Below are 12919 nucleotides of genomic sequence, written 5' to 3' on the forward strand. Positions count from 1 at the left end.
GCATGAACATCCGCGTCCTGGGCTGCTCCGGCGCCATTGCCGCCGGCTACAAGACCACCGCCTTCCTGCTGGACGACGATGTCCTCATCGACGCCGGCACCGGCGTGGGCGACCTGCCGCTGCAAGCCCTGGCCGCCATCGACCACATCCTGCTCAGCCACTCCCATCTGGACCATGTGCTGGGCATCCCGCTGCTGGCCGATGCCGTGCTGCGCCTGCGCGTCGCCGCCGGCCGCCCGCCCATCCAGGTCCACGCCCTGCCCGAGACGCTGGACGCGCTTCGCCGGCACGTCTTCAACGGCGTCATCTGGCCCGACTTCACCGCGCTGCCCACGGCCGCAGCCCCGGTGCTCTCGCTGCACCCCTTCCAGATCGGTGACCGCCTGGATCTGGGCGGTCGCATCATCGAAGTGCTGCCGGCCGCCCACACCGTGCCGGCGGTCGGCTTCGCCTTGGACGCCGGCGCCGCCGCCGGCCACGCCCACTGGGTCTACACCGGCGACACCGGCCCCAACCCGGCGCTGTGGCGCCGGCTGGCCGCGCTGCGCCTGTCCCACCTCGTCATCGAGACCGCCTTCAGCGACGACGAGGCCGCGGTCGCCCACGTCAGCCAGCACCTCTGCCCGCACGACCTCGGCCAGGAGCTGGCGCAGCTGGCCGGCAGCGTCGACGTGCGCATCACCCACATCAAGCCCGGCGAGGTCGAAGCCGTCATGCAGGGCGTGCATGCGCTCGGCAGCCCGCACCGCATCAGCGCGCTCCAGGCCGGGCAGGCCATGCAGCTCTGAACCCGCCTTGCCCCGTCGCTGGCGCCCTCGAGGCGCCATTTTTTCGCCTGACGTTTCTTGACCCGACGGGCCGGGGTGACATAACGCGCCAGTCCGAAGTGACGTTTTTTGTCAGGCGCCGGCGCCCGGAGGCGCCCATCCGTGCGATTTCGCACAGGTTGTCGGCCCGAAAAAGCTGGCACGCCCCCTGCGTATCTTGGACGTGCCCTCCTCCCACCCACTTCGACTGGAGTACTGACATGAACCTGAAAGCACGCGCCCAACAAGGCTTCACCCTGATCGAACTGATGATCGTCGTCGCCATCATCGGCATCCTGGCTGCCGTGGCGATTCCGCAGTACAAGGACTACACGGCCAAGGCCAAGGTCGGCAACGCCATCTCCGTGGCCGACCCGTGGAAGACCGCCATCGCCTTGTGCTCGCAGGAAACCGGCGACAAGACGTTCGCGGCTTGCAGCACTGCTGGCACCAACGGCGTTCCGGCTGATACCGCCGCCGGAGTAGCGCCCAGCAACGAAGTTGCCTCGGTCAAGACCGGTGCCAACGGCGTGATCACGTTGACGTTCAACGACTCCACCAAGGTGGGCAGCGATCTGGGTGGCAAGACGATCACGTTCACCCCGACCGCCGGCGACTCCGCAGTGACCTGGAACGCGACCGCCGATGCAGGCATCACGAACGCGACGCTGAAGACGGCCATCGAGAAGAACAACAAGTAACCTGACCGGTCTTGAAGAAAAAGCGGGGGCTGAGCCTCCGCTTTTTTGCTTTAGGCCAGCAGGTGTGCGACGCCGCCGGCCCTTGACACGCTTCAAGGCAGGGGAGGCGCGGCCCATGCCATCATCCGCGCCCATGCCCTCCCAGACTTCCGCCCCGGTCGAAGCCGCGCTGCCAGGCCTCGTCATCGCCACGGCGCTGCCGCCTCTGCTGGCCTTCAACCAGACCCCCTCGGCGACGCTCTACAACCAGCTCCTCGCCCTCGCCGGCTGGGGCCTGGCCCTCATCCTTTGGGCTCGCGCCACGCCCGACTGGAGCCGGGGCCTGAAGAGCCCCGCGGCGCTGGCGCTCGCGCTGCTTCTCGTCGCGCCGCTGAGTTCAGTGGCTTGGCGCTCCCTGCCTGCGTCGCTGGGCCTGGGCGCCGCAGCCATCATCGGCGCCGGCCTGGCCGTGCTGCTGATGGCCCAGGGCCTGTCGCGCGAGCAGCGCGGCATCGCCGCCGAGGCGCTGTGCTGGGGCCTGCTCGCGGCCGGCCTGGCCAGCGTGGCCGTCAGCCTCGTGCAGGTCTTCATGCCCGGCTGGGCCGATGGCAACGTCATCGCGCGCTCGGGCATCCCGGGTCGGGCGGTGGGCAATCTGCGCCAGCCCAACCACCTCGCCAGCCTGATGATGTGGGCCGCGGTGGCCGCCGTCTTCATCACGGAGAAGCGCCGCTGGCGCCGGGCGCTGGCGCCGCTGCTGTTCGCCTGCGTCTTCACCGTCGTGCTGAGTGCCTCGCGGACCGGCTTCATCGGCATCGCGATGCTGGCCGTCTGGGGCATGGTCGACCGCAAGCTGTCGCGCCCCGCCCGCCTGGCGCTGCTCGCCACGCCGCTGATGCTGGGCGTCAGCTGGTGGCTGATGGCGCAATGGTCGGCCGAGGGGCATGCCTTCGGCGCGGCCTCGCGCCTGGCCGAGGGCGCGGGCTCGCCATCGCGCCTGGCCATCCTGCGCGACGCCTGGGCGCTGACGCTGGCCAACCCCTGGCTGGGCGTGGGCTGGGGCGAGTTCAACGTCGCCTGGAGCCTCACCCCCTTCCCGACCCGCCCCATCGCATTCTTCGACCACACGCACAACCTGGCGTCACAGCTGGCCGTCGAGCTGGGTCTGCCCTGGGCCGGCGCGGTACTGGCCCTTCTGGCCTGGGCGCTGTACAAGGCCTGGCGCGGCGCTGCACGGGCCGGCGAGGACGCGCCGCTGCGCCGTGCCGCGCTGATGATCGTGCTGACCATCGCGCTGCACAGCCTGCTCGAGTACCCGCTCTGGTATGCCTACTTCCTGCTGCCGGCCTGCTTCGCGCTGGGCCTGGCGCTGCCGGCAGGGGATGGCCACGCGGCGCCTGCCTCGGCCCGCCCCTGGCAACTGATCGGCAGCCTGCTGATCGCCGGCAGCGCGTTCGCCGTCTGGGACTACCACCGCATCGTCGTCATCTACGCGCCACCGGCCGACGCCGCGCCGCTGAACGAGCGCATCGCCACGGGCCAGCGCTCGCCGTTTTTCGGTCACCAGGCCGACTACGCCGCCGCCACCAGCTTCCCGCCCGGCAGGCTGGCCCTCGCCGCGACGCGCCGCACCGCCTTCAGCCTCGTGGATGCACGGCTGCTGATGCACTGGTCGCGCTCGCTGGAAGCCACCGGCAACGTGGAGGGCGCCCGCTATGTCGCGGACCGGCTGCGCGAATTCCGCAACCCGACCGGCGACACCTGGTTCGCGAGCTGCGAGGAGGCCGCCTCCGCGCCGCCCATGCCGCAATGCCAGCCGGCCTCCGGCGTGCTGGACTGGCGGACGCTGCGTTAGCCCGCGGCGCGCCAGTCGCCGCTCTTGCCGCCCTGCTTCTCCAGCACGCGCACGTCGGCGATGACCATGCCGCGGTCCGCGGCCTTGCACATGTCGTAGATGGTCAGCAGGCCGACCTGCACGGCGCACAGCGCCTCCATCTCGACGCCGGTGCGGCCCAGCGTCTCCACCTGGGCACGGCACAGCACGCGGCTGCCGGCCGCGTCGAGGTCGAACTCCACCGCGACGCGCGTGATCGGCAGCGGATGGCACAGCGGCACCAGGTCGGCGCAGCGCTTGGCGCCCTGGATGGCCGCGATGCGCGCCACGCCCAGCACGTCGCCCTTCTTGGCGGTGCCGCTGGCGATCAGCGCAAAGGTTTCGGGCCGCATGCGGATCTCGCCGGCGGCGACGGCGATGCGGTGGGTCTCGGCCTTGGCCGACACGTCCACCATGTGGGCCTGGCCCTGGGCGTCGAAATGGGTGAGCGGGGTCGTCATGCCTGGAAACAAAGGGGCAAGCTGTTGCAGGCATCATAGGAGGCTCGCTCACGGCTCGCGCCCCTGCCCGATGAAGAAGTCCCTGCACCGTCCCCTGCTCAGCCTGCTCGCCGCGGCGACGCTGGCCCTGCCCGGCGCGCCGCTGAATGCCCAGGTCAACCTGCCGGCCCTCGGCGACTCGGTCTCGCAAGACCTGGACGTGGGCACCGAGCGGCGCCTTGGCGACCAGGTCATGCGCCAGATCCGCATCGACCCCGACTACGTCCTCGACCCGCTGCTGCAGGAGTACCTGGACGGCATCTGGGACCCGCTCGTGAAGGCGGCCCGCAAGCTGGGCCAGATCGGCGACGAGACCCAGTCCCGCTTCGCCTGGGAGCCCTTCCTGGTGCGCGACAAGAGCGTCAACGCCTTCGCGCTGCCGGGCGGCTTCGTCGGCACCCACCTGGGCCTGATCGCGATGACCAGCTCGCGCGACGAGCTGGCCTCGGTGCTGGCCCACGAGCTGTCGCACATCACCCAGCGCCACATCGCGCGCCGCATCGCTGGCGATTCGAAGAACAGCATGATCGCCATCGCCGGCCTGCTGCTGGGCGTCCTGGCCGCCTCGCGCGGCAACATCGACATGGCCAATGCCGGCATCGTCGGCGGCCAGGCCGCGGCCACGCAGCTGTCGCTGAACTTCTCGCGCGACATGGAGCGCGAGGCCGACCGCGTCGGCTTCAACGTGATGACCGAAGCGGGCTTCGCGCCCAGCGGCATGGTCAGCATGTTCGAGCGCATGGAGCAGGCCTACCACCTGATGGACAACGGGGCCTACCCCTACCTGCGCTCCCACCCGCTGACCAGCGAGCGCATCGGCGACGCCCGCACCAAGCTCGCGCTGGAACCCTTCGTGCGTCCACGGGGGCTTGCCGAGCATGCGCTGATGGCCGCCCGCTCGCGCGTGCTGATGGACCCGCGCGTGGACGCCTGGAAGGTGCTCGAGAACTACGACGCCGGCGCCCGCACGATCAAGGAGGCTGGCGGCTACGAGCAGCTCGGCGCCCGCTACGCCGCCGCGCTGGCATCCATCAAGCTGCGCAACTTCGACCGCGCCGAGGCCTCGCTGCGCAGCGCCGAGGTGACGCTGCAGCTCATCAACCCCAGCCCCGCCGAGACCGTCGCGGCCCGCCGGCAGCTGACCTATCTGCGCGCCGAGCTGGCCGAGGCCCGCGGTCGTCCCATGGAAGGCATCGCCGCGCTGGACACGCTGCAGGGCGAGAAGTCCCGCCCCATGCTGCTGCAGCGCGTGGGCCTGGCGCTCGCGTCCGGGCCCGCGTCCACCACCGGCCCGGCGCTGCGCGAGGCGGCGGAGGCGCTGCAGACCCATGTCAGCCTGGAACCGCACGATGCGCTGGCCTGGCATGAGCTCTCGCTGGTCTGGGAAAAACTCGGCCAGCCGCTGCGCGCCGTGCGCGCCCAGGCCGAGACCCGCGCCGCGGCCGGCGACCTGAACGGCGCCATCGACCGCCTGCGCTCGGGCCTGCGCCAGTCGCGCGGGCCGGATGCCGACCAGGTCGAGGCCTCGGTCATCGACGCGCGCCTGCGCACGCTGGTCTACGAGCGCCAGTCCATCCTGGCCGAGATGTACAAGGGCCGCTACATCCCGCCGGACGTCGAACTGCCGAACTGAGGCCTTCGCTCAGTACTGCGGGAACAGGCGCTCGATGACGGTGTCGATGACCATGCCGCACAGGCTGTAGATCAGCGAGCCGACCAGGGCCGCCCAGAAGCCCGTCACGGCCAGGCCGTCCAGCATCGAGGCGGCGGCCCAGAACATCAGCGCGTTGATGACGAACAGGAAGAGCCCCAGGCTCAGCACCGTCACCGGCAGCGTCAGCAGTACGAGGATGGGCCGCAGCAGCGTGTTCAGCAGGCCCAGCACCAGCGCCGCGATCAGCGCCGAGGTGAAGCTCTTGACGACGACGCCCGGGTAGAGGTGGGCCACCAGCAGCAGCGCCCCGGCGAGCAACAGCCAGCGAACGAGAACCTTGGTCATGGGGCGAGCATATCGGGCGCCGCCCGCCGCGGTGTCGCATGGCGGCCGCAGTTCCGCACTTTCAAATAGGAATCGTTCGCATTCGTGTTAAGATTTTTCCGAATCGAACCCCCTCCCTGCCCGTGAAGCCGCTCGCCTTTGTCGCCCCCACCGCGGTTGCCGCACCGTCCCGGCTGGCCGTGTCGCACGTGGCGCAGCCGCGGCCCGGCTATGCCGAGCTGTCGCAGCCGCCACGCAGCCGCCGACTGCTGCTGGTGGGCATCGCCGCGCTGCACCTGCTGGGCTTCTGGGCCCTGAGCCAGATGCAGGACATGCGCCGCGCGGTGGCCCGCGTGGCGCCGGTGGTGGTGCGCCTGATCGCACCGGCCGAGCCACCCAAGCCGCTGCCTCCGCCTCCTGTGGCCATGCCGGAGCTCAAGGTCCCGGCCACGACGCTGATCGAGCCGCCGCTGATCGCCATCGCCGTGGCGCCCGCGCCGTCGCCCGTCGTCGCGGCCCTGCCGCCGCCCCCGCCGGTGGTCGCCGTGCCCGTGCAGGCGGCACCCGCGCCCGTCGTCCAGGTCGCGCCGCCGCCGGCGCCGCGGATCAAGCAGATCCCGGCCAGCGCCGTGCGCTACCTGAGGGAGCCGCGCATGACGGTGCCGCTGATGTCCAAGCGCCTGCGCGAATCGGGCGTCGTGCACCTGCGCGTCGTCGTCGACGCGCGCGGCCAGCCGCGCGAGATCACGCTGGCGAAATCCTCCGGCTTCGCCCGGCTGGACGAGCAGGCGCTGCTGGACATGCGCAGCGCCCGCTTCGCGCCGTACATGGAAAACGGCCAGCCCGTCGAGTGGGAGGTCATCGCGCCGATGTCCTACGAAGTCGACCGCTGACCCCCCGCCCTTTCCCCCGAGTAGCCATGCCGTGGACGCGCCGGACGCCGTCGTGGGCAAAGCCATGCCCATTCACGATCCATCGGAGTAATCCATGTCCCGCAAGAACAAGAAATCCCTTCAGCTGACGGCCCCGGCCCTGCTGCCCCTGGGCGCGCTGGCCGCCGGCTTCGGCTTCGCCGCGGCCGCGCTGGCGCAGACCGCCCCCGCACAGCAGCCACCCGCCAAGGAAGAGAGCGTGCTGCCCACGGTGCGCGCCAGGGCCAGCGCCGAGGCGCAGGGCAAGGACGACTACCAGACCACCGAGACCCGCATCGGCAAGGGCAAGCAGGACATCCGCGACATCCCGCAGTCCGTCACCGTGCTGACCGAGAAGCTGATCGACGACGCCAAGCTGGAGACGCTCAAGCAGGCGCTGCATTACACGGCCGGCATCACGTTCGCCGCGACCGAGAACGGCACCGACCAGGACATCCGCATGCGCGGCTTCCCCGTGGCGACGACCGGCGACCTGCTGATCGACGGCATGAAGGACCCCTCGCAGTACGACCGCGACAGCTTCAACTACGACCGCATCGAGGTGATGCGCGGCTCGGCCTCCATGCTGTTCGGCCGCGGCTCCACGGGCGGCGTCATCAACCAGGTCAACAAGAAGCCGCAGCTGGTCGACCTCACCGAGGTGGTGACCACGCTGGGTTCCGGCGAGGCGCTGCGCAGCACGGTCGACTTCAACAAGCGCCTGGGTGAGGACGCCGCCGTGCGCATCAACGCCATGTTCAACGCCGCCGACAACGGCGGCGCGCGCATCGACAAGCGCGGCATCGCGCCCACCATCAGCTGGGGCATGGACAGCGACGACCAGTTCACGCTGGGACTGTTCTACCTGGACGTGGACAACCGGCCCATGTCCAGCCTGCGCTATCTCGACGGCAGCGTGGCGGCGGCGATAGACCCGGGCAACTTCTACGGCACCGCCAGCGACTATCTGCGCGGCCGCGCCTTCTACGGCACCGGCTCCTGGACGCACCGCTTCAACGGCGGCGGCGAGCTGCGCACGCAGTTCCGCAAGGGCAACTACAAGCGCGACTCCTGGGGCACCACGGCCGTGTTCCCGACCGGCATGACGGCGGCCGCGCTCAGCCCGACGACGGTGCTCTCGACGCTGGGCCTGTCGCCGCGCAAGGACGACATCGACGGCAGCTACGTCCAGAGCGACTACAGCAACACGTTCCAAGGCCTGGGCCTGCGCCACGAGGTGCTGGCCGGCGTGGACTTCGCCGACGAGCGCGCCAACCGCTTCGGCGCCTGGGGCACGGTGGGTACCAACTACAACAAGGGCACGGTCGTCGTGGGCCAGCCCAACAACGGCCGCGTCACCGCGGCGCTGCCGGTCTACCGCAAGACCAGCGACTACGCCGGCCAGTCCTTCGGTGCCTACGCGCAGGATCTGGTCGCGCTGACGCCGCAGTGGAAGCTGCTGGGCGGGCTGCGCTGGGACCGCGTCAAGGCCGACATGACCAACGTGACCTACGCCAACAGCGGCACCGACCAGTCCAATGGCAGCACGCCCAGCCGGCTGTCCTACCCGTCGTTGTGGAGCGGGCGCGCCGGCCTGCTGTTCCAGCCCACGGCGAGCCAGTCCTACCACCTGTCCTGGGGCACGTCCTTCAACACCTCGGCCGACACCTACCAGTACACGACGCAGCAGACCGCCGACGTGCCGGCGGAGAAGAGCCGCAACATCGAGCTGGGTGCCAAGCTGGACTGGCTGGACGGCCGGCTCTCGACGCGCGCCGCGCTGTTCCGCACCGAGAAGTACAACGAGCGCACGACCGACTCGGACTTCGCCGGCACCTACCCCGTGCTGAGCGGCAAGCGCCACTCGCAGGGCCTGGAGTTCGACGTCGTCGGCCGCATCACGCCGGAGCTGGAGATCTACCTCTCCTACTCCTACCTGCACAAGGCCGTCATCGACAAGGTCGGCACCGCCGTCACGCCGACCGGCGGCTACACGACGCTGGTCGGCGCGCCGGTGGGCCTGTCGCCCAAGCACACCGGGGCGGCCTGGCTGAGCTACCAGTTCACGCCCAAGCTGCGCATCGCCGCCGGCGCGCGCGGCGCGTCGGTCAACCATCCGCTGCTGGGCGGCACCGCGGCGGCGTCCAAGACCGCCAGGGCGCCGGGCTACGTGGCTTATGACACGATGGCCGAGTACGCCCTCAACGCCGACCTCTTCCTGCAGTTCAACATCAACAACCTGGGCAACAAGCTCTACGGCGACCAGCTCTACCCCGGCTTCTACACGCCGGGCGAGGGCCGCACGCTGAAGACCACGCTGGGCATGCGCTTCTAGGCCCGGGGAGCAACGCCATGCTGCTGCACGTTCCGCAAGTCCTCACGCCCGACGAACTGCGCCGGGCCCGGGCCATCCTGGCCAAGGCGCCCTGGGGCGACGGCCGCATGACGGCCGGCTCCCAGTCGGCGGTGGCCAAGAACAACCAGCAGCTGCCCGAGACCTGCGAGGCGACGCTGCAGCTGCAGGCGCTGGTGCTGCCGGCGCTGCAGCGCCATCCGCTGTTCTTCTCGGCCGCGCTGCCCAAGGTGATCTCGCCGCCGCTGTTCAACCGCTACGGCGGCACGGCAAACAGCTTCGGCAACCATGTGGACAGCGCCGTGCGCTATCTGCGCGATGGCCAGGGGCGCGTGCGCACCGACGTGTCCTGCACCCTCTTCCTCGCCGACCCCGGCGAGTACGAGGGCGGCGAGCTGACGATGGAGGACACCTTCGGCCAGCAGCGCGTCAAGCTGCCGGCCGGCGACCTCATCCTCTATCCCGGCCACAGCGTGCACCGCGTCGAGCCGGTCACGCGCGGCCACCGCCTGGCCAGCTACTTCTGGGTGCAGAGCATGGTGCGCAGCGCCGAACACCGCCGGCTGCTGTTCGACATGGACGCCCATTTGATGAGCCTGCGCAGCCGGCTTGGCGAGGGCGACCCCGCCGTCATCGGCCTGACCGGCACGTATCACAACCTGCTGCGCATGTGGCTGGATTGCTGATCCTTTCACTTTCATTCACCCCCAAGGAGAACACCATGCAACGTCTCATCGCCGGCGCCCTGCTTGCCCTCGGCGTCACCGCCGCCTTCGCCCACGGCAACGTCTCCTGCCCCGCCATGCCCAAGGAAGAGAAGAGGCCGCAGATGGAGCTGCAGAAGAAGCTCGAGGGCGAGGGCTGGAAGGTGCGCCAGGTGAAGAACTTCAACGGCTGCTACGAGGTCTACGGCTTCGACGGCCAGGGCAAGAAGGCCGAGGCCTTCTTCAACCCCAAGACCTTCGAGCGCGTCCATCCCGAGGGCGAGTCGCCGGCCGAGAAGAAGTAAGCCAGCGGCATGCGCATCCGCGTCTGGGACCGCATCGTCCGCACGCTGCACTGGACGCTGGCCGGCGCCGTCGCGACGGCCTGGATCAGCGGTCACTGGCCGCCCGGCGACTTCGACGCGGTGCACCACACCGCCGGCTATGTCGCGCTCGCGGCCGTCGCGATGCGCCTGGCCTGGGGCTTCGCCGGCAGCCGCCATGCGCGCCTCGCGCAGTTCCTGCGCGGGCCGCGCGCGGTGCTGGCCTATGCGCGCGCGCTGCGTGCCGGCCACGAGCCGCGCTACATCGGCCACAACCCGCTGGGCGGCTGGATGGCGCTGACGCTGTGGCTGTGCGCGGCCGCCGTGGCCGCCACCGGCTGGCTCTACACGACCGAATGGCTCTGGGGTTATGCATGGCTCGAGCAGCTGCACGCGGCCCTGGGCTGGCTCATTGCGGCCCTGGTCGGTGCGCATCTGGGCGGCGTCGTCGCGACCAGCTGGCGGCATCGCGAGAACCTCGCCGCCGCGATGCTCAGCGGCATGAAGCGCGGCCCCGCAGGCGGCGACGTCGATTGAGCGCCGCAGTCTCGGACAGCCCCAGGCAGGCCCGCTCGCGCCTCGCGGGACGGGCTGCGGGCCTGAGGGTGCACCGCTCAACGCAGGCCGCGAGAAGGCCCGAGTGATGCGGCCCCGCGACAAGCAAGGCCTCAAAGGGCCCATTTCATGGGCTATTGCGGGTCATCCCCTCTATGAAAGCCTTCTCTTCCCCTAGGGAGCGCAGTACCATCGCCGCCGCAGGGTGCTAGAGAGTATTGAAGGCTTACGCGGCCTTCACCCAGGCCCGGCACATCAACAACCTTTGATGGAGTGAATCGACATGGCAACTGCGAAGAAGGCCGCGCCCGCGAAGAAGGCGACGGCGCCGGCCAAGAAGGCCCCGGCGAAGAAGGCGGCAGCGCCCGCTGCGAAGAAGGCGGCGGCACCGGCCAAGAAGGCCGCCCCCGCGAAGAAGGCGGCCCCGGCCAAGAAGGCCGCGGCACCCGCCAAGAAGCGCACGCCCAACGCCGCCTTCATGAAGGCACTGACCCCCAGCGCCGCCCTCGCGGCCATCGTCGGCGCGGCCCCGCTGCCGCGCACCGACGTGACCAAGAAGGTCTGGGAGTACATCAAGAAGAACAAGCTGCAGGACGAGCTGCAGAAGCGCGTCATCAACGCCGACGCCAAGCTGAAGGAAATCTTCGGCAAGGCCAAGGCCGACATGTTTGAGATGACCAAGCTGATCAACAGCCACCTGAAGTGATGCGGCGCCGCGCCAGCGGCCCGTGAAACCAAGCCCGGCACTGCCGGGCTTTTTTTTCGGCCGCGGCGGGCGGCGCGTCGCCCGCTCAGGCCATGAGCTCGTGCAGCGCCGCCTGCAGCCGCGGCACGTCGATGGGCTTGAGCCAGTAGTCGTGGAAGCCCGCCTCGCGCGCGGCGCGCACGACGCTGCCGGGATCGTCGGCCGACAACGCCACCCAGCGCACGTCCCTGAGCGCCGCGTCCAGGCTGCCATCGGCGCGCGCCCGGGCGATCAGATCCAGCCCCGTCATGTCCGGCAGGTTCATGTCGACGAGCACCAGGCTGGGCCGGCTCTCGGCCAGCGCCGCCAGCGCCTCGGCGCCGGTCTCGGCGCAGCGCAGCTCCCAGCCCGGCATCAGCCGGAACACCTCCTCCATCAGGATGAGGTGGATGCGGTCGTCTTCGACATAGAGCACCAGCGGCGGGGCGCGATCGGGCATGGCGGATTCGGGGGCGGCGGCGGGAAGCGGTCGGCACGATAGCAGCAATGCCGGGCCGGCCGGTGCCGGGCCGCGACAAAGGTTTTCGGCCTTTTGCGTGATTTTTCTCACCCGCGGCTCACCCCTGCTTCGCGGGGGGCGGGGCGGGTGAAGACCCTGGTCATCCCTAACAATCAGTTCATGCGCCCTGGTTCGGGCGCGTTTTTTTTCCGGACCGCCGAATGTCGTTGATCGCCACCCTCGCCCTCGCCGTTTCCGCCGGCACCACGCTGCCCCAGTGCAGCTGGGACCGCCCGGGCGTCAACCCCTTCATGGGTGACGTGGTCGCGGCCGTGGATCGCTATCAGGACATCCCCGCCGCGACGCGCGAGAAGCTCAAGGCGCGCATGAAAGCGCGCAGCTACGACGACATCGCCCTCATCGAGCGCGACGCCATCAAGGGCCAGGCCGACTACGCGCCGGAGATCCGCGACATGCATTTCGGCCCCGGCGCCGTCTGCCGCACGGTGACACGTTCGAAATGGACGGCGCAGACGCAGGAGCGCGGCCTCGTCTACTGCGAGGACGGCCAATGCATCCTGGTGCCCACCGTCTGCCGCAACGTCAGCCGCATCCGCCGCCTGGACAAGCCCGCCGCGACCGGGGCCTCCAACGTCGCCTCGTCGACCCGCGAGGGCGAGGAGGTGCCGCTGGAGTTCGAGGCGCCCGCCGCCGGCCCGATGGCCGGCCCGGCCGCGCAGAGCTTCGCCACCGCCTCCGGCGTGCCGGCGCTGAGCGACGCCCCGGCCACAGGCGGCTTCATCCTGCCCGGCGGCCCGGCCCCCTCGGTCGGTGGCGGCGGTCGCGGCCCGGGCCTGGTCGACCTGGGCATCCCCGCGCTGCCGCCCGGCCGCGTGACGCCCACCGACTCCACCGGCCCCGGCGAAGGCGTCCCGGCCGTGCCCGAGCCCGGCACCTGGGCCATGATCGCCCTGGGCCTGCTGGTCGTCGTGTTTCGCGCCCGCCAGAAGCGCTGAGGCCCGTCGGCCAGGACAGCCCCGGGCCGGCCCCCG

Annotated in this window: 14 protein-coding genes; 11 read left to right on the plus strand and 3 right to left on the minus strand. The window is 70.5% G+C overall.

What is annotated here, in order from left to right; genetic code table 11:
• The first annotated feature begins 2 nt into the window (after nucleotides 1–2).
• The 3 genes from JOY88_RS10490 (at nucleotide 3) to JOY88_RS10500 (ending at nucleotide 3341) form a co-directional block, all read left to right on the plus strand.
• On the plus strand, nucleotides 3–788 hold the full coding sequence (locus JOY88_RS10490) for an MBL fold metallo-hydrolase (RefSeq protein WP_293502232.1): 786 nt from the start codon (nucleotides 3–5) through the stop codon (nucleotides 786–788).
• 239 nt (nucleotides 789–1027) lie between these two features.
• On the plus strand, nucleotides 1028–1507 hold the full coding sequence (locus JOY88_RS10495) for a pilin (RefSeq protein ID WP_293502233.1): 480 nt from the start codon (nucleotides 1028–1030) through the stop codon (nucleotides 1505–1507).
• 133 nt (nucleotides 1508–1640) lie between these two features.
• Nucleotides 1641–3341 carry a PglL family O-oligosaccharyltransferase gene (locus JOY88_RS10500; RefSeq protein WP_293502234.1) on the plus strand — a complete coding sequence of 567 codons (1701 nt, stop codon included), beginning with the start codon at nucleotides 1641–1643 and terminating at the stop codon, nucleotides 3339–3341.
• Here the strand turns inward: JOY88_RS10500 and moaC are convergent.
• Nucleotides 3338–3820, minus strand: coding sequence for a cyclic pyranopterin monophosphate synthase MoaC (moaC, locus tag JOY88_RS10505; RefSeq protein ID WP_293502235.1), 483 nt, complete (start codon nucleotides 3818–3820; stop codon nucleotides 3338–3340). The two genes, JOY88_RS10500 and moaC, sit on opposite strands and share 4 nt — an antisense overlap.
• A gap of 70 nt (nucleotides 3821–3890) precedes the next feature.
• Here moaC and JOY88_RS10510 point away from each other — a divergent pair, with 70 nt between their 5' ends.
• On the plus strand, nucleotides 3891–5492 hold the full coding sequence (locus JOY88_RS10510; RefSeq protein ID WP_293502236.1) for a M48 family metalloprotease: 1602 nt from the start codon (nucleotides 3891–3893) through the stop codon (nucleotides 5490–5492).
• 9 nt (nucleotides 5493–5501) lie between these two features.
• On the opposite strand, the gene JOY88_RS10515 is transcribed toward JOY88_RS10510, so the two are convergent.
• The gene (locus JOY88_RS10515) at nucleotides 5502–5858 is read right to left on the minus strand and encodes a phage holin family protein (protein WP_293502237.1); all 357 of its coding nucleotides are present in this window, start codon (nucleotides 5856–5858) and stop codon (nucleotides 5502–5504) included.
• A gap of 122 nt (nucleotides 5859–5980) precedes the next feature.
• On the opposite strand from JOY88_RS10515, the gene JOY88_RS10520 reads away from it, so the two are divergent.
• The 6 genes from JOY88_RS10520 (at nucleotide 5981) to JOY88_RS10545 (ending at nucleotide 11389) form a co-directional block, all read left to right on the plus strand.
• Nucleotides 5981–6730: an energy transducer TonB gene (locus tag JOY88_RS10520; RefSeq protein WP_293502238.1), complete on the plus strand. Its 750-nt coding sequence runs from the start codon at nucleotides 5981–5983 to the stop codon at nucleotides 6728–6730.
• 94 nt (nucleotides 6731–6824) lie between these two features.
• Nucleotides 6825–9083 carry a TonB-dependent receptor gene (locus JOY88_RS10525; RefSeq protein ID WP_293502239.1) on the plus strand — a complete coding sequence of 753 codons (2259 nt, stop codon included), beginning with the start codon at nucleotides 6825–6827 and terminating at the stop codon, nucleotides 9081–9083.
• Nucleotides 9084–9100: 17 nt separating this feature from the next.
• Nucleotides 9101–9787, plus strand: a complete 687-nt coding sequence (locus tag JOY88_RS10530; protein ID WP_293502240.1) for a Fe2+-dependent dioxygenase — start codon at nucleotides 9101–9103, stop codon at nucleotides 9785–9787.
• Between the two features lie 35 nt (nucleotides 9788–9822).
• Nucleotides 9823–10110 (plus strand): PepSY domain-containing protein, encoded by a 288-nt coding sequence (locus JOY88_RS10535; RefSeq protein WP_293502241.1) that lies wholly within the window; start codon nucleotides 9823–9825, stop codon nucleotides 10108–10110.
• A 9-nt stretch (nucleotides 10111–10119) separates the two neighbouring features.
• On the plus strand, nucleotides 10120–10665 hold the full coding sequence (locus JOY88_RS10540) for a cytochrome b/b6 domain-containing protein (RefSeq protein ID WP_293502242.1): 546 nt from the start codon (nucleotides 10120–10122) through the stop codon (nucleotides 10663–10665).
• 301 nt (nucleotides 10666–10966) lie between these two features.
• Nucleotides 10967–11389 (plus strand): SWIB/MDM2 domain-containing protein, encoded by a 423-nt coding sequence (locus JOY88_RS10545; protein WP_293502243.1) that lies wholly within the window; start codon nucleotides 10967–10969, stop codon nucleotides 11387–11389.
• Between the two features lie 85 nt (nucleotides 11390–11474).
• Here the strand turns inward: JOY88_RS10545 and JOY88_RS10550 are convergent, their stop codons facing one another.
• Nucleotides 11475–11867, minus strand: a complete 393-nt coding sequence (locus tag JOY88_RS10550) for a response regulator (protein ID WP_293502244.1) — start codon at nucleotides 11865–11867, stop codon at nucleotides 11475–11477.
• 221 nt (nucleotides 11868–12088) lie between these two features.
• Between JOY88_RS10550 and JOY88_RS10555 the strand changes: the two genes are divergently transcribed.
• Nucleotides 12089–12883, plus strand: a complete 795-nt coding sequence (locus JOY88_RS10555; protein ID WP_293502245.1) for an MHFG family PEP-CTERM protein — start codon at nucleotides 12089–12091, stop codon at nucleotides 12881–12883.
• The last annotated feature ends 36 nt before the right edge of the window (nucleotides 12884–12919 follow it).

The organism is Roseateles sp. (assembly GCF_019237615.1).
GTDB lineage: Bacteria > Pseudomonadota > Gammaproteobacteria > Burkholderiales > Burkholderiaceae_C > Pelomonas.